We start from the raw sequence: 24,039 nt of genomic DNA on the forward strand, positions 1-24,039 counted from the left end.
ATTATAACGTCCTTTCCATTGATTATACAGGTTTATTTGGTGTGCGTGGATGCGAGTCTCGATGATAAGGAATACCATCGTTATCTGTATCTGAGCTATAAGAATTTGATCCTAACTTTAGATCTTGTAAATCTTCAAGATCATATCGATCACTACTCCTTGTTCCGAAACCATGAACCAGATTCTCTTTTGTTAAAGAGTGACCATTTAAAATATTTGTTAATTGTGTATTTAATTTCACTAAATCCTATGATAAATTTGGAGAATTATTTGATATTAGTTAAACTTTTCACGACAATAGCATACATTTTTTTCTTTTTTAAAATATAGCGGATCAATGATATCTCTTTTAAAGATATGTGTATCCCCTTTTTCTAACAATTTGATAAACCAAAATGAAACTAAAACCAGTAATAGCAAGTAGATAATAGTGATGAACATCAACCGCTGTAAAGTTCCAACTTACCTTGAATAATTGGAGAACTAGTGGAACAATGGCCCCCATAGCGGCAATTAGAAATGTCCATCCCAATTTAAATTTCGTTTCTTCAAGCTTTTAATACATAGTAAGATAACTTTTTTTGGATAATTTAGTTAAGTTTATTATATCAAACAAATTGAAATTCACAATAAAAACCATGGTGTACGCTTCCGTTGGCCAAATAATCACGAACTGTTATTATTGTTCTATTTCCATAAACTGTGCATTATGAACTTTAATTGCAACCTCCTCCGGAGTCGCTCCGGAAATGAAGGGCCTACGCTTTCCGCAGGCACGGCCTCAACTAACTCGAAAGCAAAAAGCGTGCTTTCGAGTGGATTTTCGGCTCGCGCTGGGGCTGCGATTACTCGCCCCATCGAAGTGATTTGTTCCTGCAGGAGTCTTGCCCCTTCATTTCCTACGCTCAGTGCTAAGCAAAAAACAAGTGTTCAAATTGTTGATAATTGGATAATTTGATTAAAAAAAGATCTAATTAGAAGGTTTTATAGGTTAACTTTCTTCGATTATCTAAAGAAATATTTCTTGATTTCACACAGAATTATTACTGTTTTAGCAAAGTCAGAAAAGGGGTGACACTCCAGTGGGATTAGCGGGAGTCGAAGATCCACTTGGTAAAGGGTTTTTCTTTACCAAGTTAGCTGAGAACCCGCCCACGGAAAGGGAGCCCATTTTCTGACGTAGCGGGTAAGGCCCACTTGCTTAATGCATAGTTAGTGTCAGATGTGTAAGTTTTTATACAAATGAATTGTCCGTGTCATGGATAAAGAACAACAAACGTCTCAAAGTAAATAATAACTAAGCATGTACTAACAATCTAAAAAAGCCGTGGGCTATGAATTTGGCTCACGACTTCTTAAGTTGTTTCGTATCATTTATTTTCCTTACTCAGCGGATCTTCTTTTAATGTTTCTAAAAAGCTCCGATCAGGTGTTACGAATACTGTTTTTTGTTGATCATAAGTTACATACCCAGGTTTTGCTCCGTTCGGTTTTTTTACATGACGTACTTCAGTATAGTCAACAGGAACCGAGGAAGAAGTACTTGCTTTACTAAACAATGCTGCAAGTTGTGCCGCTTCTGCCAAAGTATCTTCACTAGGATTGGCAGACCGGATAATGACGTGTGAACCAGGAATATCTTTCGTGTGTAACCAAATATCGTTTTTCGCAGCAAGACGATTTGTTAAATATTCATTTTGTTTGTTATTACGTCCTACTAAAATAGGTGTTCCGTCTGAACCATAATAAGTTTCTGGGTTTGGCTTTACTTGTTTCTTTTGCTTCTTTTGCTGTTTTCCTTTTGTTTTTAAGTATCCTTGTTCGCGTAATTCTTGTCTAATTTCTTCAATATCCTCTTCACGTGCTGTCTCCACTTGTTGAATGATGTCTGTTAAGTAACAAATTTCCGAATGCGCTTTTTCTATTTCAATTGCTAGTTTTGCTTTCGATGTTTTTAATTTTTGGTACGTTTTGAAATAGCTTTGGGCATTTTCACTCGGCGTTTTATTTGGATTCAGTTCGATTTTCATTGTTTTTTGGTCTGGATCATAATAATCAATCACTTCGACAGAGGAGTCCCCTTGGTTAACTAAATGAAGATGAGCAGTTAATAATTCCCCTTTTCGTTGGTAGTTATCTGCTCGATCTGCTTTCTTAATCGTTTGTTGTTGTTTCTTGATTTTTCGATTGTTTTTTTCAAGTTCATTTTTCAATAACCGGGCTAAGTCACCAGCTTGTTGTTTGACCCGGTCACGTTCTGCTTTTCCTGAATAAAAAGCATCCAGCATAATACTAACAGTGTCAAAAGTTTTACTGGCTTGTGTATACTGTTGTAATTCGAGCACATAAAAATCTTCTTTATTTCCCATATAAATGATAGGAGTGTATTGATGATTTTTTATCTGATTCATTACATCGGTGAATACATCACCGTAAGCAGAGATAGAATCGCTGTCAACACGGTGAATAATTTCATTAGCCAATAAAGGGGACATACCCATCAAGTTATTGACGAGTTGTTGCGCTAGGTTCTCTGCACTTGGATCAAGTAATTGTTCCAATTCTTCTTTGTTTAAAGTAATTGGATTTTGTTTGTTTTGATTAGGCGGGTATACGTAATCTTGGCCTGGTAAAATGGTGCGGTGTCGATTTTGATTTGGTGAAACATGTTTAATACTGTCTAGGATATGGCCCTTCTCTTGATCTAGAAGTAAAATATTACTATGTTTACCCATCAATTCTATCCGCAATGTTTTTCGAATTTCGTCACCAATTTCATTTTTCCCGCGAATTGAAAAAGAGATGATTCGCTCATTCTCATATTGTTCTATGGACTCGATAAAACTACCAACCAGATGTTTTCGTAATAACATACAAAACATTGGTGGTTCGGTAGGGTTATGGTAGCTATCTTTCGTTATATGTACACGCGCATAACTTGGATGAGCAGATAACAGTAATGACTTATTCTTCCCATGCGCTCGAATGGTTAACACTAACTCCGTTTTTGTTGGTTGATAGATCTTAAGAATGCGTCCTGTTCTCAATTCGTCGATCATTTCTTTGGTTATTGCTCTTGTAACAACACCATCAAATCCCATAATTATCACCTCATTCTCCTCATTATAGCATGTTTTAAATGGTACATGCATATTTATCATTACAAGTGAAAGTGGATGGAGGGATGTAGTGTGAAATGGTATCAAATGAGTTCAGACCAGGTTTGTAAGAAATTAGCGGTTGATCAGAATAGCGGTCTGAAACAAAAAGTTGCAGAAGAACGGTTGAAAAAAACTGGACCCAATCAACTAGCGGAAAATGATAAACCTAGTTTATGGTTTCTTTTTATTAAACAGTTTCAAGATTTTATGGTAATCGTGCTATTAGCGGCAACATTGTTAGCTGGTTTGCTCGGTGAGTATATCGATGCAATCGTCATTATTATTATTGTTTTTATTAATAGTTTGCTTGGTTTTTTTCAAGAACAGAAAGCGGAAAAATCGTTAGCGAAATTAAAGGCACTGTCTGCTCCGTTGGCTCATGTTCTTCGTGACAAGCAATGGGTTACAATCCCGTCTGAAGAAGTAGTTGTCGGAGATATATTAAAACTAACGAGTGGAGATCGTGTTGTTGCAGATATGCGAATCATTGAAGAGACAGGTATAGCAATCGAAGAATCTTCCTTAACAGGAGAATCAGTACCAATTAACAAGTCTTCTGAATCGATAAACCAAGATGATTTGGATTATCCAGATCAAATCAACATGGCGTTCATGGGAACATTAGTAACAAATGGTCATGGCATAGGTATAGTAACTGCTACAGGAATGGAGACAATGGTTGGGCAGATTGCCGATTTGATTGTTCAGACACCATCGCAACAAACACCCCTAGAAAGAAGATTAGCGGGACTAGGAAAAGTGTTAGTTGTACTAGCCCTTTTACTTACCTCTTTTGTAGTTGTTTTGGGGGTATGGCAAGGAAACCCGATTTATGAGATGTTTCTAGCTGGAGTATCATTAGCTGTTGCAGCCATACCAGAAGGGTTACCTGCAATTGTAACCGTAGCGTTGTCTTTGGGTGTTCAGCGTATGATTAAAAAGAAAGCGATTGTACGGAAATTATCGGCTGTGGAAACATTGGGTAGTACTACCGTCATTTGCTCAGATAAAACAGGTACGATGACTGAGAATAAGATGACAATTGAACAACTTTATTTATATAAACAGTCAATTGAAGTGACAGGTGGGCACCAATTAACCGGAGCATTTAAGTCGGCCAACAGAGAAATAGGTACGAGTTCAGTTCGTGATTTATTATTATATGGAATGGTATGTAGTCATGCTTCCATTGAGAGGACTAAATCAACTTTCCAAGTAGAGGGAGACCCAACGGAGGCTGCTATCGTTGTTGCTGCACATAAAGCAAGTTTGTCTAAGCAAGATAAGGACAAGTTCAGAATTATCAAGGAATACCCGTTTGACTCCGATCGAAAAAGAATGACCGTAATTGTTGAAAACGAAAAAAGAGAACGCTTTGCAATAGTAAAAGGCGCACCAGATGTACTTTTGCCAAGAGTTACTACAGTAATGGATAAACAAAGAAAAGTGACTTTAGGAACAAAAGAACAAAAGGAAATTGAGGGAAAAGTGTATCAGATGGCAGAACAAGCACTGCGAACGATTGCTATTTGTGTGAAGCCGCTCAAGCAAGGGCAAGACGATAGTAGTTTGTCTGTTGAAAATCAGTTAACCTTCATTGGTCTGATCGGCATGATTGATCCACCGAGAAAAGAAGTAAAAAAAGCGATTAAATCCTGTAAAAATGCAGGGATCAAAACAGTGATGATTACAGGTGACCACGCCGTTACAGCAAAAGCAATCGCGAAACAGTTGAATCTAATTCCATCACATGGGAAGATTCTTACTGGGCACGATTTGAATAATATGCCCGATAGAGAACTTCAAGAGCAAGTGGACGACACATATGTATTCGCTCGGGTAACCCCTGCACATAAGTTGAAAATTGTTCAAGCATTACAAGACAATGGACATATTGTTGCGATGACAGGTGATGGTGTGAACGATGCGCCAGCGTTAAAAGCTAGTGATATTGGTATAAGTATGGGTCAATCGGGAACGGATGTAGCGAAAGAAGCCTCTGCATTGGTTCTATTGGATGATAATTTTACCACGATACAATCGGCGATTGAAGAAGGAAGAAATATTTATGAAAATATCCGAAAGTTTATTCGTTATTTGTTGGCATCGAATGTGGGAGAAATACTTGTGATGTTATTTGCAATGTTATTTGCTTTTCCGTTACCTTTAATACCTGTGCAAATTCTTTGGGTTAATTTAGTTACCGATGGTCTACCCGCATTAGCGTTAGGTTTAGACCAACCAGAAGGAGATTTGATGAATAGGCCTCCAAGACCGGTTAAAGAAGGTGTTTTTGCGAGAGGGTTAGGTTTTAAAATCATTTCTCGAGGGTTACTAATCGGGATTGTAACTTTTATTGCTTTTGCATCTGCATACCAAAACGGGCAACATCACTTGGAATATGCTCGTACGATCGCATTTATGACCTTGGTGGTCGCACAGTTAATCCATGTGTTTGATTGTCGAAGTGAGCATTCCGTATTCGCACGTAATCCATTTCAAAATATGTATTTAATCGGTGCGGTTATCTCTTCTTTAGCACTGTTAATACCGATCATATATTTTGAACCATTACAAACTATTTTTTCAACAGTACCTTTAAGAACGAACGATTGGATCGGAATTGTTACCTTGAGTTTTATTCCCACTGTGTTATTTGGTTTTACAAAAAGCAAAGAAAAAGCGTATAATAAGAAAGATCGTGTATAGAACGATTCACTTCTATACACTTTTTTCTTTGATAAAATCAATAACAATATGAATAAAATTATGGATGTGATTTTATGGCAAATAGTATGACGGGTTTTGGACAGCATACAGTCTATGTTGATCAAACGTCCATTTCTGTTGAAGTAAGAACAGTAAATCATCGTTTTTTTGACTTATCCTTAAAAATCCCTCGGTCATTTTATGTGTTAGAAGCTAAGGTGAAAAATATACTACAATCTTATTTTGGGCGCGGTAGGGTTGAGGTGTATGTAACAGTAGAAGGTCAGGGTTTGGTGGAACGAGTGGTAGATGTTGATTGGTTATTGCTTGATCAATATATAAACCATATGACAGTGATAAAAGAGAAATATTTAGATAAACATGACTTATCGGTCGACATTCTTCCTAACTTAGAGGAAATATTTATTGTTACAGAGGTAGAAAAACAAACAGATCAAATCAAGAAGGCATTCATCGATGCTGTCAACATAGCTTGTCAGCAAGCAGAACAAATGCGGCAAACAGAAGGTTCTATGTTAATTGAGGATATTTTAAAGAGAATGAAGAATATCGATAAAATTACAAATCAACTACACGATCGGCGAGATACGGTTATCAAGGATTATCACAAACGAATTTTGGATCGTTTAAGTAATTATACTGCAGAAATAAATCAAACAAGTGACCCTAGAATTTTTCAAGAAGTTGCTTTACTAGCGGAAAAAGGAGATATTTCTGAAGAAATAACTCGATTACATAGTCATGTTGAACAATTTATAGATACTGCTAATCAAGTAGCTCCTAAAGAGATTGGCAGGAAGCTTGAATTTATTCTACAAGAAATGTTGCGGGAGACTAATACAATTGGATCAAAAGCAAATGATCCGCAAATTAGCAATTGGGTAGTTGATTTGAAGACAGAAATAGAAAAAATAAAAGAACAAATTCAAAATATTGAATAACCATTTTCAATCAAGGCTAGTTTATACTATAATAATATAGATAACAATGGATAAAAATAGTATAGTATGTATACAACCTATTGTTGTATGAAGAGGGGGAAATAGATATGAGTTTACGTTTAATAAATATTGGTTTTGGTAATGTTGTTTCTGCTAATCGAATAATTACTATCGTTTCGCCAGAATCAGCGCCAATTAAAAGAATTATTACGGTTGCAAGAGAAAATAATAAATTAGTAGATGCAACTTACGGAAGAAGAACGAGAGCAGTTATTGTGACAGATAGTGATCATGTTATTTTATCAGCCGTACAACCAGAAACGGTTGGGCAACGCGTATTAAGTCATGAAGAAGAGCTTGACGAATAAAACGAACAAAGCGTAACGCTTAACGATAAATTAAGGTACAGGGGGATCAATGTTTTGATCGAAGAAAAAGGTATTTTATTTGTATTATCAGGACCGTCTGGTGTTGGTAAAGGAACAGTGAGAAAAGCACTATTTGAAAAAGATACAGCATTACAGTATTCCATATCTATGACAACTAGAGCAATGAGAGAAGGAGAAGAAGAAGGGGTGGACTACTTCTATCGTTCGAAAGAAGACTTCGAAAAAATGATTGAAGATAACCAGTTGCTCGAACACGCACAATATGTTGGCAATTACTACGGCACCCCACGTACGTATGTAGAAGAAACACTGGATAAGGGTAATGACGTGTTTCTCGAAATAGAGGTTCAAGGCGCGTTACAAGTGAAGAAAAACTTTCCTGAAGGTGTCTTTATTTTCTTATCACCACCTAGCTTAGAGGAACTAAAAAATCGCATTGTTAGTCGTGGCACTGAAACAGAAACTTTAGTGATGAATAGATTAAAAGCTGCTAAAGACGAGATTGAATTGATGGATAACTACGATTATGTTGTTGTTAATGATCAAGTTGACCGTGCTGTAGAGAAAGTTCAAGCGATCGTAAAAAGCGAGCATTGTAAAAAAGAACGTGTTGCAAGTCAATACAAAAAACTGTTGGAGGTGAGTAATTAATCATGTTAGAGCCATCTATCGATCAATTACAAACAAAAATTAATTCAAAATATACTTTAGTAACATTATCTGCTCGTCGTGCGAGACAAATTCAAGATAAAAAAATATTACAATTAGAGCATCCAAAGTCAGCAAAAAACGTTGGTATTGCTTTAGAAGAAATTCAAGCAGAAAAATTAACGTATATCGCGACTGATGTAAAAGAAAGACAGTAACACAAGTCGCACGTTTGGTGATCCCTCGTTTGCAACGGTGCAGACGAGGGTTTCTCTATATCCTTCATGAAACTATTGAGATTCTTTCACATCGACGGAAGAAGATCCTTTTTCTTAAACACTTGCACAAATATTATTGTAGCTCAATAGACACAAACAGCGTGGTGATTTATATTTTTCACTTTAATGATGTTCACGCGAAGGTAGAGGATTAAAAGAACTGTAACTTCTTTAAGGCGGGTTTTTCCCCTAGGTTGAGGGCAGGAGATAACGCTAATTTCGTCAAGATGCCCAATTTTGCCTAGGTTCAGGGCGAAAAAATGCTACAAACCTCATAGGAACGCTCACTTAGAATCGCTACCTCACAGTTTATGGATATTATGGACTAAGGAATTTTTTGTATTAGATTGGAATGGTTTAAATAGGTCAATAAGGTTATCTATATTCAACGTATTTTTTACATAACTAAATGTTGTGAAGATTTGTAAGAATACAACCAGTAGAGAGAGGAGAATGATTATGTTAGCTGGAAAACGTATTGTATTAGGTGTAACTGGAGGAATTGCTGCCTACAAAGCGATTGCATTGACAAGTAAGTTAGTGCAAAAGGGTGCAGAGGTAAAAGTCATTATGACGGAAAGTGCGAAAAAGTTTGTTACTCCATTATCATTTCAAGCAATCTCGAGAAATGCTGTCTATGAGGATACATTTGATGAGAAAGACGATAAAAGAATCGCACATATTGATTTAGCAGACTGGGCAGACTTCTTTATTCTTGCGCCAGCGACTGCAAATATAATTGGAAAAATAGCAAACGGAATTGCAGATGACATGTTATCAACCACATTGATGGCTACACAAGCAGATGTGTATCTTGCACCTGCTATGAATGTACATATGTATCAGCACCCTGCCGTCCAAAAGAACCTTAACACTTTAGCTAGCTGGGGTTTCTTATTTATTGAACCAGGCGAAGGGTACTTAGCGTGCGGTTACGTTGGCAAAGGGAGACTTGAAGAGCCAGAGACCATCATTTCTACACTAGAATCATCTCTTTCAAAAAAACAAATGCTAAAAGGAAAAAGAATATTAATCTCTGCAGGTCCAACACAGGAAAAAATAGATCCAGTTCGATATTTTACGAATCACTCTTCAGGCAAAATGGGCTATGCAATCGCAGAAGTGGCTGCACAACTAGGTGCTCAAGTTACCTTAGTTAGTGGTCCTGTATCGTTAGAAACACCACCCAATGTGAATCGAATCGATGTAACAACAGCAGCAGAGATGTATCAAGTCATTAATAGTCACTTTGAAGACAGTGAGATTATCATAAAGGCTGCGGCTGTTGCAGACTATCGACCAAAGCAAACCGTTGATCAGAAAATGAAAAAGAAAGATGGAGAGCTGTCCATTACATTGGAACGAACAAACGATATCCTTCAAAGCTTAGGTGATCATAAGACAAATCAATATTTGGTTGGTTTCGCGGCTGAAACACACGATGTTCTTGAGTTTGGTACAGAAAAATTAAAGAAGAAAAATTTAGATGCTATTGTGATAAACGACCTAACGAAGCCGGGGGCAGGTTTTGGAGTGGATACAAATGAAGTAACCCTTCTTACACGTACAGAGAAGAAATTCACTTTTCCCGTTGCTTCCAAAAAACAGATTGCACAACAGATTTTAAATGAAGTTGCAATAGATTTAGGAGAACAGGGAAAGTGAATATTGCTAAAGTAGTAGTTGATGTGCCTGTTGCACAGACAAATCGAATTTATGATTATTTGATTCCTGATGCATTTATAGGTACGATCGATCAAGGAATGCGTGTTATTGTACCATTTGGGCCAAGAACAATTATGGGCTATGTCTTAGCGATCACCAATCACTCGGATCTGGAGAAGTTAAGAGAGATAAAGGAATTGATGGATGTCACACCGATACTAACGGAAGAATTACTATCCCTTGGAAAATGGTTAGCAAACCATACGATGAGCTTTTATATTTCTGCATTTCAAGCCATGTTACCACAAGCTTTAAAAGCGAACTATCAAAAAGAAATTCATCGTTTAACAGATTCGAGCTTAACTAAAGAGTTAGAATTAATTTTTGCAGATAGAGATTATATTACCTATCAAGAATTTGTCAAGAGAAACGGTTCGCATCAGCAATTAAAAAAAGGAATAGAAGATGGAGATATTGAGTTTGTTTACCAGGTCAATAGCAAAGAAACGGTTAAAAAGACGACCTATATCTTACCAAAACTATCTTCACTCGAATTAGAGGAACAAATTGCTGACTTGCCAACACAAGCAAAAAAGAAGAAGGAAATCTTAGAATACTTTATTGCTAACCCTTCAGCAATTGAGAAGCGAGAACTTTTGAAAAAGCTTCGTACAACGGATCAAACAATAAAACCACTTATCGAAGGAGGTATTCTTTCTTCTGAGGCGAAGGAAGTGTATCGAAATCCGTATCGTGATGATCAAATAGTGCGTACCGAACCGTTACCGCTCATGAAGCAACAGAAAGAAGCAATAGAACCCATTCTTGAAGCCCTAGATCAAAAAAAACATCATGTTTTTTTACTGCATGGGGTTACAGGAAGTGGAAAAACGGAAATATATCTCCAAGCAATTGCCCATACTTTAATAGAAGGAAAAGAATCGATTGTCTTAGTACCAGAAATTTCTTTAACTCCACAAATGGTAAAACGATTTAAGGGAAGGTTTGGTAGTGCTGTTGCAGTAATGCATAGTGCGCTTTCCAATGGAGAACGATTCGATGAATGGCGGAAGGTTCAACGAAAAGAAGTAAAGGTCGTTGTAGGAGCACGTTCGGCAATATTTGCGCCCTTCGAAAATATTGGGCTTATCATTATTGATGAAGAACATGAAACAACCTATAAACAAGAAGACCATCCGCGTTACCATGTTCGAGATGTAGCCATTGAACGAGCTCGTAATCATCATTGTCCCGTTATTTTAGGAAGCGCAACACCTACGTTAGAATCATTTGCGCGTGCCCAAAAAGGAGTTTATCGATTATTATCGATGCCACACCGTATGAATGAAGGAGAAATGCCTAAGATTCATATTGCAGATATGCGAAAAGAGCTACATGCAGGAAATCGTACCATGTTTTCACGCCAGCTAAAAGAAGCAATCGAGGAGCGTTTGGAAAAGAAGGAACAAATTGTCTTGTTTCTTAATCGACGTGGATATTCCACTTTTGTGATGTGCCGTGATTGTGGACATGTTATTGAATGTCCACATTGTGATATCTCCTTAACGTATCATCGTAATAAAGAAAGCCTAAAATGTCATTATTGTAGTTATGAAGAAAAAATGCCCGCATGTTGTCCAGAATGTCAAAGTGAAACGATTCGTTATTTTGGTACGGGAACTCAAAAGGTGGAAGAGACACTACAAGAGTTAATACCTGGGGCAAGTGTTATAAGAATGGATGTAGACACAACAAGACGAAAAGGCGCGCATGAGAGATTATTAGACCAGTTTGCAAATAAACAGGCAGACATATTACTTGGTACGCAAATGATTGCAAAAGGACTTGACTTTGCTAATGTAACACTAGTGGGTGTCTTGGCTGCTGATAGTCTATTAAACCTACCTGATTTTCGTTCAGCCGAGAAAACATTTCAATTATTGACACAGGTGAGTGGAAGAGCTGGTCGTCACCACTTAGAAGGAGAAGTAATTATTCAAACATACATGCCAGAACATTATAGTGTCGAGTTGGCTGCTAATTATAATTATCTCGGTTTTTTTCAAAAAGAGATGGAGTTACGAAAAACGTATCAATATCCACCTTATTATTTTTTAACGTTAATCACGGTGTCCCATCCGAATCAATTGAAAGCACTGGAAATAACGCGCACAATTGGGAAGCTATTATATAAACACTTATCAAACCATGCTAGGATCTTAGGCCCAACCCCTTCGCCACTAGTCCGAGTGAAAGATAGATATCGTTTTCAATGCATGATAAAATACAAAAATGAACCCAATCAACAAAAAGTATTAGAGCGAATTTTGTCCTATTATGAAAGTGCGATGCGAAAGGAAGATTTGCTGATCCAGATTGATCTACAACCATATCAACTAATGTAGAAAGAAGGTATTTGATGAAACGAGTCGTATTTATGGGTACTCCAGATTTTGCTGTGCCAATACTACAACAATTATTAATCGATGAATATAAGGTTGTGTTAGTTGTTACACAACCAGACCGGCCAAAAGGTAGAAAACGTGTCTTAACACCACCTCCAGTAAAGGAAGAAGCAATAAAACACGGTTTACCAGTATATCAACCGGAAAAGATAAAAAATACGTACAAAGAGATTTTGGAATATAAACCAGACTTAATTGTAACGGCAGCTTTTGGTCAAATTCTTCCTAAAGAACTACTAGATGCACCAGAGTACGGCTGTATCAATGTTCATGCTTCGCTGTTACCCGAACTTCGAGGAGGAGCACCCATCCATTACTCCATCCTACAAGGGAAAAAAGAAACAGGTATCACAATCATGTACATGGTAGAAGCTTTGGATGCGGGGGCTATTTTGTCACAAGCGAAAGTTACGATAGAGGAAGATGATCATGTAGGAACATTACATGATAAGTTAGCAACAACTGGTGCCCAATTATTACATGAAACGATTCCAACTATCCTTGACGGTACAGTAAAAGTTGAAGAACAAGATGAAAAGCTAGCGACATATGCACCAAATATAAAACGTGAACAAGAAAAAATTGATTGGCAATCTTCAAATTATGAGATATACAATCATATTCGTGGGTTACACCCATGGCCTGTTGCTAGTTCAACATTGAAAGGGAAAAATATAAAAATCTGGTGGGCAATTGCGCTAGAGAAAAATTGTGAAGGGCAACCAGGTGAGATTATTGATATCGATGAGAATGGAATCATTGTTTGTTGTGGAAATGAAAAAGCTGTGAAAATAACGGAAATACAGCCAGCAGGGAAAAAAAGAATGTCTGTCTCTGATTATGTAAGAGGTAGTGGCCAAGCACTAAAAGTCGGAGAGCGGTTAGGAGAGTAATATGACGAAACATATTTTACGTAATAGTGCTTTAGATGTTTTAATCCGTATTGGTGATAATGGCGCATTCAGTCACCTGATAATCGATCAGACAATTAAAAAAAATCAATTGTCCATGAAAGATCAAGCTTTATTCACTGAAATTGTTTATGGGACGTTACAACGAAAGTTAACATTGGCTTATTTTACAAAGCGATTTGTTGCAAAGCCAAATAAGTTAGAAGATTGGGTGAAATGGCTTTTATATATGTCTTTCTATCAGATGCAGTATTTAGATAAGGTTCCTGATCACGCCATCATTCATGAAGCAGTTTCGATTGCTAAAAAGAGAGGTCATCTCGGAATAGCAAAGCTTGTAAATGGTGTGTTACGAAATGCACAACGAAACGGTTTTCCAAACATCGAGGAAATAGAAGATGAAGCAGAACGAATTAGTATTGCTACAAGCCATCCTCTATGGCTAGTCAAACGTTGGATAAACACGTATGGTTTTGAAAAAACAGTGGAAATTTGTGAAGCGAATGTAACGACAAAACCGATCAGTATACGAATTAATCTATTGCGAATTACCCGAGAAGAAGCGATTGATCAACTTTTAGAAGAGGGGTATGAAAGTACACCTTCCTTATTTTCTGAACAGGGTATTATTGTCCAAAAAGGAAATATACTGAAAAGCAAATTGTTCGCAGAAAATTTAGTTACGATTCAAGATCAAAGTTCGATGCTTGTTGCTGAGATGATGAATTTAACAGAGGATTTAATTGTTCTTGATGCTTGTAGCGCACCGGGGGGGAAAGCAACACATATAGCTGAGAAACTAAGAAATTCTGGTCAAGTCATTGCTTATGATTTACATGAAAAAAAGGCGAACCTTGTAACACAGAAAGCAAAAGCACTTGGTTTGACAAATGTTGTTGCAAAAGGTATGGATGCCCGTAAGTTATCAGCAGAACACCCTGAGGATTTTTTTGATCGTATTTTGATCGATGCCCCTTGTTCAGGTCTAGGTGTAATTCGAGGAAAACCGGATATCAAATATTCTAAGAAAGAATCCGATATTCATACCTTAGCAAAAATCCAACTAGAATTATTAGATAATATTTCCCCATTGCTTAAAAAAAATGGTACACTTTTATATAGTACTTGTACGGTTGATCGAGCAGAGAATGAAGGAGTCATTTCGACATTTTTGACGAGTCACCCAGATTTCGAAATTGATCCTAATTTTATTGATGAATTACCAACTTTGTTAAAAGAATCACCAGGTCTAACTGATTTAGGATTACAAATATTCCCGGATGATTTTCAAACAGATGGCTTCTTTTTGACGAGATTGCGCAAAAAAAGATAAGGTAAAAATTTTGCTGAAGTTTTTGTAAGCCAACAATCACCAAGTAAAGGTAGTAATTGCATAAAATACCTAAAAGTGATGTAGAATGGAAGGTATGAGGTGAGAAGGATGAACCAATATTTTTTAACAGATCAAGGTAAGGTAAGGCAACACAATGAAGATGCTGGAGGTGTATTTAGAAATCTTGACCAGCAAGAACTTAGTGTCGTTGCTGATGGAATGGGCGGCCATCGTGCCGGAGATGTAGCTAGTAAAATGGTTAAAGATTACTTATCTCAAAAATGGGAGAAGACCAAGCAAATTTTATCACGTGATGATGCACAAACTTGGTTAAAAGAAGTAGTTATTGAAGCGAATGAAAAGGTATTCCAATATGCAGAGAACAACCCTGAGTGCTCAGGGATGGGAACAACGGTTATTGCCGTTATGTTCGCAAGTGATTTTGTTGCAATCGCGCATATTGGGGACAGCAGGTGTTATCGATTCCATAATCATGAATTACTACAAATTACCGATGATCATTCTCTAGTGAATGAACTTGTTCGGACTGGCCAAATATCAAGAGAAGACGCAGCCTTCCATCCTCGAAAAAATGTGTTAATTAAAGCGTTAGGTACTGACTTATCAGTAGAGCCAGATATCTTAATAGCAGAATGGGAAGAAAAGGACCGTTTGTTAATATGTTCAGACGGCTTAACAAACAAAATTAGTGATAAGGAACTTGCCTTGTACCTAGAAAAAGAGGACTGTCTTGACATTATTGGACAAGAGCTAGTTAGTCTTGCTAATGAACGTGGTGGGGAAGACAATATTACACTTGTATTGTCTGAATATGATCAGAAAAAGGCGGGTGAAACACAATGATAGAGGGACGCCTATTAAATGATCGATATGAAGTTAAAAAAATCATTGGTGGAGGTGGCATGGCCAATGTTTATTTAGGTCATGATATTATTTTAGATCGTGAAGTAGCGATTAAAGTCTTACGTTTAGAATATTCGAACGATGAAGAGTTTATTACTAGATTTCATCGAGAAGCACAATCTGCCACAAGCTTGTCCCACCCCAATATCGTTAATATCTTTGATGTTGGAGATGAAGACGGAATTTATTACATGGTTATGGAATACGTGGAAGGAATGACGTTAAAAAAATACATCCAACTCTATGGTCCTATCCAAGTAGAAGATTCTGTTGCGATAATGGAACAAATAACTTCAGCTATTGCTCATGCCCATGCGAATAATATTGTTCATCGTGACATTAAACCGCAAAATATATTAATTGATCCACATGGACAAGTGAAAGTTACGGATTTTGGAATCGCTCTAGCTCTTAGTGCCACTGCGTTAACACAAACGAATTCGGTATTAGGTTCTGTACACTATTTGTCACCAGAACAAGCGCGAGGTGGTGTGGCAAATAAAAAATCAGATATCTATTCCTTAGGTATTGTGTTATTTGAGTTGTTAACAGGAAGAATTCCCTTTTCAGGCCAATCAGCTGTGTCTATTGCTTTAAAGCATTTACAATCAAATACCCCTTCTTTACGAAAATGGATACCTGAAATACCACAGAGTTTGGAGAATGTGGTATTGAAAGCTACGACAAAAGATCCGTTTCATCGTTATGAGTCCGTAGAATCATTCGAAAATGATTTAGTTACAGCATTGGATTCAAACCGTATAAACGAAGCGGCATACATTCCTCCGGAGGATCAAGGGGAGCAAACAAAAGCGATTCCTGTTTTAACAAAAGAAAGTCTCGAACAAGAAAAAGTGGGAGACGATACAATTGTCCATTCGAAACAAGGCAACGAAGCACATAAAATAAACAATCAAAACCCACAAGTCAAAAAGAAACAAAAGAAGAAAAAATCTTTAAAAGCAAAAATTTTAATCTGGACTTCTGTTGTCTTATTTATTTTAATCGGTGCTAGTTTGTTTGCTATTTTTGTATTACCAAATATGTTCCAGCCTAATGATGTATCTGTCCCAGATCTAACAGATGAGCTATACGAAGATGCTGAACAAATATTAAACGAGCTAGAGTTGGATGTGGTGCGAGAGGATACATTCTCAGATGAAATAGACGCAGGAAATGTAGTTCGAACAAATCCAACGGCAAATACAGTAGTAAGAGAAGGTTCGACGGTAATTGTTTATGTAAGTAGCGGTCCAGAAACGGAGGAGTTTCCAGACTATGTTGGTCAGAATTATTCACAAGTAGAACGTCTTTTGCTTCAAAGAGGATACCAGGATGTTGAGTATGTTGGGAAATACTCAGATCAACCCGAGGGTCAAATTATTGCCCAAAATGAGCCCGAGCCTGGTACAGAGGTAGTACCAGCAGATACTATTGTAATCTTTGAGGTAAGTATAGGGACTGAATCAGTTACATTGGATGATTTAACAGGTATGGATGAGATCAGTGCCAGAGAGTATCTAACAGATAATAACCTTGTGGCTAATGTGACAGAAGAACATTCCAGTGATGTTGAGGAAGGGTATGTAATTCGTCACTCTCCTAGTAGTAATGCTGAAGTCGAGGTAGGCGCTGTAGTTGATCTTGTTATTTCACTGGGACAAGAAGAGCAACCGCCGATTACCCATACGGTGTCATTCTCTGTACCTTATACTGGTGCTATATCAAATGGGAATGACGATGAAGACGACGAAGAAGATATAGATGCGCCTAATCCATATCAAGAAGTTCGAATCTATATTGAAGATATGAATAATGAGTTAACAGATCTTTATGAAGCAGAATCTATTCAATCAGATACAACATTTAGAATTCGATTAGTCATTGCTCCAGGAAGTACAGCAACATACAAAGTCGAACGTGACGATCAAGTAATTCTCCAAGAAACGATTGCTTATCAAGATATAGAGGGTGAATAAATTATGCCTCAAGGCAGAATTATGAAGGCATTAAGTGGTTTTTATTATGTCAAGAATCAAGAAGGCACATTTCAATGTCGAGGAAGAGGGCTATTCCGTAAAAAAAAGCTTACACCACTAGTAGGTGATCAAGTTATTTTTACAGCAGATAATCAAACAGAGGGTTATATTACCGAAATTTTACCACGAAAAACGGAGTTAGTAAGGCCTCCAATTGCAAATATTGATCAAGCTATTATCGCTGTCTCAGCTAAAGAGCCAAACTTCAGTACTATTTTATTGGATCGCTTTTTGGTATTGGTAGCATCCAATGGACTTGAACCTGTTATTTTTGTGACGAAAATAGACTTGCTGAATCCTGGTGAAGAAGAAGAGATTGATGACTTGGTGAAGACGTATCGTTCGAATGGTTATCGTGTAATGAAGTTAACAACAAAGCAAACTTTAGACTATGAAGCGATCCACCCCATACTTGTGGATAAAATATCTGTTATTGCAGGACAATCAGGGGTTGGAAAATCTTCCTTTCTTAATGCACTAGATTCAGATCTACAGATTAAAACAGATGAGATTTCAAATAGTTTAGGACGAGGAAAGCATACCACTCGTCATGTGGAATTACTTGAAGTGGCAGGAGGGTTGGTTGCTGATACACCTGGATTCAGTTCTCTTGAATTTGATCAAATCTCCTTAGAAGAGCTTCCAGACTGTTTTCCAGAATTTTTCAGCCGAAAAGCCAATTGTAAATTTAGAGGTTGTATGCATATAAATGAACCGAAATGTGCGGTGAAAAACGCTGTAAATGAAGATCAAATAGCTGATTTCCGGTATCAGCACTACCTGCAATTTTACCAAGAAATCCAGAGTAGAAAGCCGAGGTATTAGATAATGACAAAAATCGCACCATCGATTTTATCTGCTGATTTTGCAAAATTAGGAGCAGATATTGCTGAAGTAGAACAAGCAGGGGCAGATTATATCCATGTAGATGTAATGGATGGACATTTTGTTCCGAACATTACAATAGGTCCATTAGTAGTAGAAGCAATTCGACCAGTCACATCCCTTCCTTTAGATGTCCATTTAATGATCACCAATCCAGATCAGTATATTGACGCATTTGCTGATGCTGGAGCAGATATTATTTCTGTTCATGTAGAGGCTTGTCCGCACTTGCATCGGACAGTAGCTGCGATAAAAGAGCGTGGAGTGAAAGCTGGTGTTGTAGTTAATCCTGCCACACCAGCAGAAGCCCTTTATCCCATTTTACCTGATGTTGATCTAATTTTATTCATGACAGTAAATCCTGGTTTTGGAGGTCAGACTTTTATTCATCGTGTCTTAGACAAAATTCGCAAAGTAAATCAATGGAGAAAAGACCTAGCTCTTGATATTTTATTTGAAGTTGATGGTGGGATCAATCCGATAACCGCGAAGTTATGTGTCGATGCAGGTGTTGATGTGCTAGTAGCAGGAAGTGCCATTTTTAATCAACAAGATCGTAAAAAAGCAATCGATGAAATTAAGCAATCGGTATCCAAGAAGTAGAGAGGTTTGGATAATAGATGAAAAATATTGCCATCGTTGCAGGAGGACCGGGAGAGTTCATCCCAAATTTAAAAGAGTACCAACACAAAGTGGATATATGGATAGCGGCGGATAAGGGGATTGAATGTTTGATTGATCATCAGTTACCGATCCATTTAGCTATTGGAGACTTTGATTCCGCTACACATAAATCGATTGAAAAATTGCAAGATTATGCGGATAGAATAGAAATTTTCCCTCTTGAGAAAGACGAAACGGACTTAGAGTTAGCAATTGATCACGCTATTCAGCTAAAGCCAGCTATTATCTATTTGTTTGGTGCAACAGGTGGTAGAATCGATCATGAATTAGGGAACATACAATTACTATACAAGATTCAAGAAATGAATGTTAAGGCTACGATTATTGATAAACAAAATCAGTTAGCACTTTATAGGCCTGGCACTTATCAAATAGAAAGAGAAGAACAAGATATGTCCATATCTTTTCTTCCATTTGGTGGAGAAGTGGAAGGACTTACGCTCACAGGTTTTTATTATCCACTACAGGATGAGGGAATAAGCTTGGGCTCTACGCGTTGTCTTTCTAATCATTTGATTTCAAAAATAGGTACTTTTTCTTTTCGAACAGGCATATTAATAGTGGTAAAGAGTCGTGATGTACTTAATTTGTAAGTGCAACATAGAATAAGCTGAGATGTTTATTTTTGATAGGCTTAAAGAGGAGGGGTTCTATTGAAGTTTTATACGATTAAACTCCCAAAGTTTCTTGGTAGCTTTGTACGTGTAGTGATGGGTACGTTTAATAAGCAATCAAAATCAAATGATTGATGGGGTTGCTTAAAAAAGTAACAAAAAAGCACCTATTCAATATAGGTGCTTTTTTGTTGAAACGTATATAATTAACGAAAATTAAACACGTTCAACTTTACCAGATTTCAATGCACGAGCAGACACATAAACACGTTTCGGTTTACCGTCTACCATAATGCGTACTTTTTGAACATTTGCTTTCCATTGACGTTTATTTGCATTCATAGCATGTGAACGATTGTTTCCAGCGCTAGTTTTACGTCCAGTGATCACACATTTACGACTCATATTAATCCCTCCCACATACATCTATCTCATTTCATACTTATCTAATTTATCATAGTTGATTAGATATTGCAATTACTACTTTAAAATACCGAAAAACTTAAGGTGTACCTGAAGAATGATAACAAGTGATTGCTTATAATAAAGCGCAATCACTTGACAGAAACTAAATTTTCGTCCATTGTATAAGGGGACTTATTTAACTTACCATCAATTTTAAGCAAATAAATTGATAAATATCCTTTTCTCTATGAAATAATTGTTGTAAAATATTTAGTGGCAAATGGGGCATGCTTTTTTTAATAGCGTCCATAAAAGAAAAGACTATGTTTATGTCGGTGAAAATTACGTATTAATGAAAGTGAAGATATAATTAAGGAGGTTAATTTATGTCAATTGAATTAACTACAAAAGATGGACGAGTAACAATCACCAATGAAGTTATTGCGACAGTTGCTGGTGGTGCAGCAATTGAATGTTATGGAATAGTTGGTATGGCTTCAAAAAACCAGCTGAAAGATGGCATAGCAGAAATATTGCGTAAAGAAAATTTTGCTAAGGGTGTTGTTGTAAAGCAAGAAGGTGACGAGATTACCATCGATATGTATATTATTGTTAGTTATGGAACGAAAATTTCGGAGATCGCACACAATGTCCAATCACAAGTTAAATATACACTAGATAAAACGTTGGGGTTACCAATTAACGCAGTAAATATCTTTATCCAAGGTGTTCGTGTCCAGTCAGAATAATTGACGTTAATCCACTAAAATTGCTTGGATTTTTGCTGAGGAAATAAGGGAGGAAGTTGTTGTGGTAGTATCAAAGATAGAAGGTACTAAGTTTGCAGAGATGATTTTACTTGGTGCTAATCATCTGACGAATAATGCAAACATGATTGATGCATTAAATGTATTTCCAGTTCCAGATGGTGATACGGGTACAAATATGAATTTGTCGATGACATCAGGAGCAAATGAAGTGAAAAATCTTTCAAAAGGTACTGTTAGTGAAGTAGCAGAAGCATTCGCTAAAGGTTTACTTATGGGGGCGAGAGGGAATTCTGGGGTTATTTTGTCTCAGTTGTTTCGGGGTTTTTCTAAAGGTCTGAATGGAGCTAAGGAAATAGGACCTGTTGAATTTGCGGCTGCACTACAAGGTGGGGTTAGTACAGCTTATAAGGCTGTTATTAAACCTGTAGAGGGAACAATTTTAACTGTTGCAAAAGATACGGCAAATCAAGCAGAAAAAATTGCGAATTCTGCAAACGATATGGTTGACTTTATGGAAAAAGTAGTGATTGAATCGAAAAAATCATTAGCACACACACCTGAACTATTGCCAGTACTTAAAGAAGTTGGAGTAGTGGATAGTGGTGGACAAGGATTAGTGATCATATATGAAGGTTTCTTAGCATCCTTGAAAGGTGAAGCATTACCGGAATCAAACGAAACGGTTCAAATGGATGATATGGTAAATGCAGAACATCATAAATCCGCTCAAGACTTTATGTCAACGGAGGATATTGAATTTGGTTATTGTACAGAATTCATGGTGAAATTTGAATCAGATAAATTGGAAGAACATCCATATGATGAAGAGGTATTTCGACAAGAGTTGAGTGAATTAGGAGATTCTTTGTTGGTTGTTTCTGATGATGAAGTGGTTAAAGTGCACGTACACGTGGAATATCCTGGTCAAGCGCTTAATTTAGGTCAACGTTTTGGTAGTTTTATCAGTTTGAAGGTAGAAAACATGCGTGAACAACACACTTCTATCGTTGGTAACAAAAATGAGTCACCAAAAAAGCCAGCAGAAAAACAAGATTTTGCCATTGTTTCTGTAGCAATGGGAGATGGTATTGAAGAATTGCTGAAAAGTCTTGGTGCCACTGTTGTTTTACAAGGTGGTCAAACCATGAATCCAAGCACTCAAGACATTACAAAAGCCATTGAAAAAGCAAATGCTAAAAAGACGATTATTTTACCAAATAATAAAAACATCATAATGGCTGCTGAACAAGCAGCAGAATTAAGTGAAGGTGAAGTTGTTGTGGTACCTTCAAAAACAATTCCTCAAGGGATGAGTGCACTACTTGCTTTTCGTCCTGAAGAGACGTTACAGACAAACAAAGAAAATATGATAGAAGCGTCTAGTCTTGTTAAGACTGGTCAAATCACCTATGCGGTTAGAGATACTCAGATTGATGGATTAACGATTGAAAATGGCAATTTCATGGGGCTGGCTGATGGTAAAATAAAGGCCACTGATCCGGATAAAATGCAAGTAGCTAAGCAGTTAATTGCTGAATTGATTACGGACGATGAGGAAATTATCACAATATTGCAAGGCGAAGATGCATCTGATGAAGAAACTTCAGGGATAGTGGAGTATATAGAAAATGAGTACGAAGATATAGAAGTAGAAGTACACAAAGGAAATCAACCTATTTATTCTTATATATTTTCATTAGAATAAGAATTGAGGTTGTATAATAAATAGCGTCGGTGAGTAAATCTCACGGACGCTATTTTTCATGACAAATCAAATGAAACTCTCTTTAAAAACTCTCGTTAAAGAATAGTTTCTGTAAATTGTGCATTAATGGACAGCTTTTATTCCGCTCCTCAAATGAAATTGACTCCCTTTCCGCAGGGCGCGGCTTCAGCTAACTCGGAAGAAATACACTTCCGAGTTAGCTGAAGCTCTCGCTTTTCCTGCTGGAGTGTCGCCAATTTTATTTGATACGCTTGATGAAGGTTTTTAATCAAATTACCGCATGATTGGTGGATTATAGATAAAAAAGTGTCTCAAGAATTTCTCTATACAAATTGCATGTAGATTAAAACAAAGACAACATCATTTGATTGTCTGCCTATACACTATCACTAACTAGCGAAGTAAACAAAGGCTTGACACTCCTACGGGAACAGTACGAGCTGAAGATCCACTTCTCCAAGTGGTTTTTCTTGGAGAAGTTAGCTGAAGCCGTACCCGTGGAAAGGGAAAGCCTTGGTTTACGTAGCGAGATAGGAGCACTTACTGCGCTGTTTGTGTCAACTGTAATTTTTGAAAAGCTGAATTTTTCTTGAAAGTGTTTATAAAAAAAGGTTTATAAAGTTCGAATAAATAACTCAAATATTATCTAAAAAAGATTGTAATATTAACTTCTCAAACGCTTGATTATCATTAACAAAAATGAAACGATAGAAAGAGTAGCCTTGGCTAACAATATTAAAGGGAACGATCCCAAAGTAAAAAAATAATGAGGTGATTTTTTGGTTAAATATAATTCTGTATTTGATATTATCGGACCAGTTATGATTGGACCATCAAGTTCACATACCGCAGGAGCGGTTAAGATCGGTAGGGCAGCACGTCACTTGTTTGGTGGAAATCCAGTTTTTGCAGACATTCATTTTTATGGATCCTTTGCTAAGACTTACCGTGGACATGGAACTGATGTTGCAATTGTTGCGGGTTTACTAGATCTTGACACAGATGATCAAAGGATTCCTAATGCCTTTCAGTTAGCTGAAGAACAAGGGTTGAAGTTCCATTTTATTGAAGAGAATACTGCTGTTAATCATCCGAATACTGTTAGAATAAAAGTGAGTGACGGAAAGGAAAGTTTAGAACTAGTCGGTATTTCAGTTGGTGGTGGTAAAGTAGAGATAACAGAATTAAATGGTTTTAATTTACACCTTTCAGGAAACCACCCTGCTGTATTGATTATGCATAACGATCGTTTTGGTGCCATTGCTTCTGTGACAAAGATATTAGCAAAACATGAAATAAATATTGGTCGTATGGAAGTTGCTCGCAAAGATATAGGTAAAGAAGCATTGATGACTATCGAAATGGATCAAAAAATAGATATAGAAGTAGAGAAAGAATTAAGAAAAGCCAAACATATTCTTAAAATTGCTAAAATTGTTGATTAATTCACTTTATGCTTAAAAGAAAATGA

21 protein-coding genes are annotated in these 24,039 nt (G+C 36.9%); 18 read left to right on the forward strand and 3 right to left on the reverse strand.

The genetic code is table 11. The features are described 5' to 3' along the window. Nucleotides 1–22: 22 nt before the first annotated feature. The gene (locus tag OWO01_RS09090; protein ID WP_268780141.1) at nt 23–241 is read right to left on the reverse strand and encodes a hypothetical protein; all 219 of its coding nucleotides are present in this window, start codon (nt 239–241) and stop codon (nt 23–25) included. Nucleotides 242–1,370: 1,129 nt separating this feature from the next. Beyond that, nucleotides 1,371–3,101 (reverse strand): Rqc2 family fibronectin-binding protein, encoded by a 1,731-nt coding sequence (locus OWO01_RS09095; RefSeq protein ID WP_268780142.1) that lies wholly within the window; start codon nt 3,099–3,101, stop codon nt 1,371–1,373. Nucleotides 3,102–3,191: 90 nt separating this feature from the next. On the opposite strand from OWO01_RS09095, the gene OWO01_RS09100 reads away from it, so the two are divergent. From OWO01_RS09100 to spoVM, 15 genes are all read left to right on the forward strand, one after another. Further along, entirely contained in the window at nt 3,192–5,870 is a 2,679-nt protein-coding gene (locus tag OWO01_RS09100) for a calcium-translocating P-type ATPase, SERCA-type (RefSeq protein WP_268780143.1), read from the forward strand. A gap of 74 nt (nt 5,871–5,944) precedes the next feature. Next, nucleotides 5,945–6,832 (forward strand): YicC/YloC family endoribonuclease, encoded by an 888-nt coding sequence (locus OWO01_RS09105; protein WP_268780144.1) that lies wholly within the window; start codon nt 5,945–5,947, stop codon nt 6,830–6,832. 107 nt (nt 6,833–6,939) lie between these two features. Further along, nucleotides 6,940–7,200, forward strand: coding sequence for an extracellular matrix/biofilm regulator RemA (gene remA / locus OWO01_RS09110; RefSeq protein ID WP_268780145.1), 261 nt, complete (start codon nt 6,940–6,942; stop codon nt 7,198–7,200). A gap of 54 nt (nt 7,201–7,254) precedes the next feature. Further along, nucleotides 7,255–7,872: a guanylate kinase gene (gene gmk / locus OWO01_RS09115; RefSeq protein ID WP_268780146.1), complete on the forward strand. Its 618-nt coding sequence runs from the start codon at nt 7,255–7,257 to the stop codon at nt 7,870–7,872. 2 nt (nt 7,873–7,874) lie between these two features. Beyond that, nucleotides 7,875–8,087, forward strand: a complete 213-nt coding sequence (rpoZ, locus tag OWO01_RS09120) for a DNA-directed RNA polymerase subunit omega (protein WP_268780147.1) — start codon at nt 7,875–7,877, stop codon at nt 8,085–8,087. Between the two features lie 519 nt (nt 8,088–8,606). Further along, complete coding sequence (gene coaBC, locus OWO01_RS09125) at nt 8,607–9,812, forward strand: bifunctional phosphopantothenoylcysteine decarboxylase/phosphopantothenate--cysteine ligase CoaBC (protein WP_268780148.1); 1,206 nt, start codon at nt 8,607–8,609, stop codon at nt 9,810–9,812. Then, a complete protein-coding gene (gene priA / locus OWO01_RS09130; protein ID WP_268780149.1) occupies nt 9,809–12,217 on the forward strand; it encodes a primosomal protein N' in 2,409 nt (802 codons plus the stop codon). Before coaBC ends, priA begins: the two co-directional genes overlap by 4 nt. Before the next feature lie 14 nt (nt 12,218–12,231). Then, entirely contained in the window at nt 12,232–13,170 is a 939-nt protein-coding gene (fmt, locus tag OWO01_RS09135) for a methionyl-tRNA formyltransferase (protein ID WP_268780150.1), read from the forward strand. 1 nt (nt 13,171) lies between these two features. Further along, a complete protein-coding gene (rsmB, locus tag OWO01_RS09140; protein WP_268780151.1) occupies nt 13,172–14,521 on the forward strand; it encodes a 16S rRNA (cytosine(967)-C(5))-methyltransferase RsmB in 1,350 nt (449 codons plus the stop codon). 108 nt (nt 14,522–14,629) lie between these two features. Next, nucleotides 14,630–15,385: a Stp1/IreP family PP2C-type Ser/Thr phosphatase gene (locus tag OWO01_RS09145; RefSeq protein ID WP_268780152.1), complete on the forward strand. Its 756-nt coding sequence runs from the start codon at nt 14,630–14,632 to the stop codon at nt 15,383–15,385. Then, entirely contained in the window at nt 15,382–17,424 is a 2,043-nt protein-coding gene (pknB, locus tag OWO01_RS09150) for a Stk1 family PASTA domain-containing Ser/Thr kinase (RefSeq protein ID WP_268780153.1), read from the forward strand. The genes OWO01_RS09145 and pknB overlap by 4 nt, the downstream gene beginning before the upstream one ends. 3 nt (nt 17,425–17,427) lie before the next feature. Then, the gene (gene rsgA, locus OWO01_RS09155; RefSeq protein ID WP_268780154.1) at nt 17,428–18,309 is read left to right on the forward strand and encodes a ribosome small subunit-dependent GTPase A; all 882 of its coding nucleotides are present in this window, start codon (nt 17,428–17,430) and stop codon (nt 18,307–18,309) included. Between the two features lie 3 nt (nt 18,310–18,312). Then, the gene (rpe, locus tag OWO01_RS09160) at nt 18,313–18,972 is read left to right on the forward strand and encodes a ribulose-phosphate 3-epimerase (RefSeq protein WP_268780155.1); all 660 of its coding nucleotides are present in this window, start codon (nt 18,313–18,315) and stop codon (nt 18,970–18,972) included. A 17-nt stretch (nt 18,973–18,989) separates the two neighbouring features. Beyond that, nucleotides 18,990–19,646, forward strand: coding sequence for a thiamine diphosphokinase (locus OWO01_RS09165; protein ID WP_268780156.1), 657 nt, complete (start codon nt 18,990–18,992; stop codon nt 19,644–19,646). A 60-nt stretch (nt 19,647–19,706) separates the two neighbouring features. After that, the gene (spoVM, locus tag OWO01_RS09170; protein ID WP_268780157.1) at nt 19,707–19,802 is read left to right on the forward strand and encodes a stage V sporulation protein SpoVM; all 96 of its coding nucleotides are present in this window, start codon (nt 19,707–19,709) and stop codon (nt 19,800–19,802) included. Between the two features lie 81 nt (nt 19,803–19,883). Here the strand turns inward: spoVM and rpmB are convergent, their stop codons facing one another. Further along, nucleotides 19,884–20,072: a 50S ribosomal protein L28 gene (gene rpmB, locus OWO01_RS09175; RefSeq protein WP_268780158.1), complete on the reverse strand. Its 189-nt coding sequence runs from the start codon at nt 20,070–20,072 to the stop codon at nt 19,884–19,886. Nucleotides 20,073–20,458: 386 nt separating this feature from the next. Here rpmB and OWO01_RS09180 point away from each other — a divergent pair, with 386 nt between their 5' ends. The 3 genes from OWO01_RS09180 (at nt 20,459) to sdaAB (ending at nt 24,013) form a co-directional block, all read left to right on the forward strand. Then, nucleotides 20,459–20,821 carry an Asp23/Gls24 family envelope stress response protein gene (locus tag OWO01_RS09180; protein ID WP_268780159.1) on the forward strand — a complete coding sequence of 121 codons (363 nt, stop codon included), beginning with the start codon at nt 20,459–20,461 and terminating at the stop codon, nt 20,819–20,821. A gap of 61 nt (nt 20,822–20,882) precedes the next feature. Continuing rightward, the gene (locus tag OWO01_RS09185; RefSeq protein WP_268780160.1) at nt 20,883–22,547 is read left to right on the forward strand and encodes a DAK2 domain-containing protein; all 1,665 of its coding nucleotides are present in this window, start codon (nt 20,883–20,885) and stop codon (nt 22,545–22,547) included. Nucleotides 22,548–23,347: 800 nt separating this feature from the next. Then, nucleotides 23,348–24,013: an L-serine ammonia-lyase, iron-sulfur-dependent subunit beta gene (sdaAB, locus tag OWO01_RS09190; RefSeq protein WP_268780161.1), complete on the forward strand. Its 666-nt coding sequence runs from the start codon at nt 23,348–23,350 to the stop codon at nt 24,011–24,013. The last annotated feature ends 26 nt before the right edge of the window (nt 24,014–24,039 follow it).

The sequence above is a fragment of the Natronobacillus azotifigens genome (genome assembly GCF_026805325.1).
Lineage (GTDB): Bacteria > Bacillota > Bacilli > Bacillales > Amphibacillaceae > Natronobacillus > Natronobacillus azotifigens.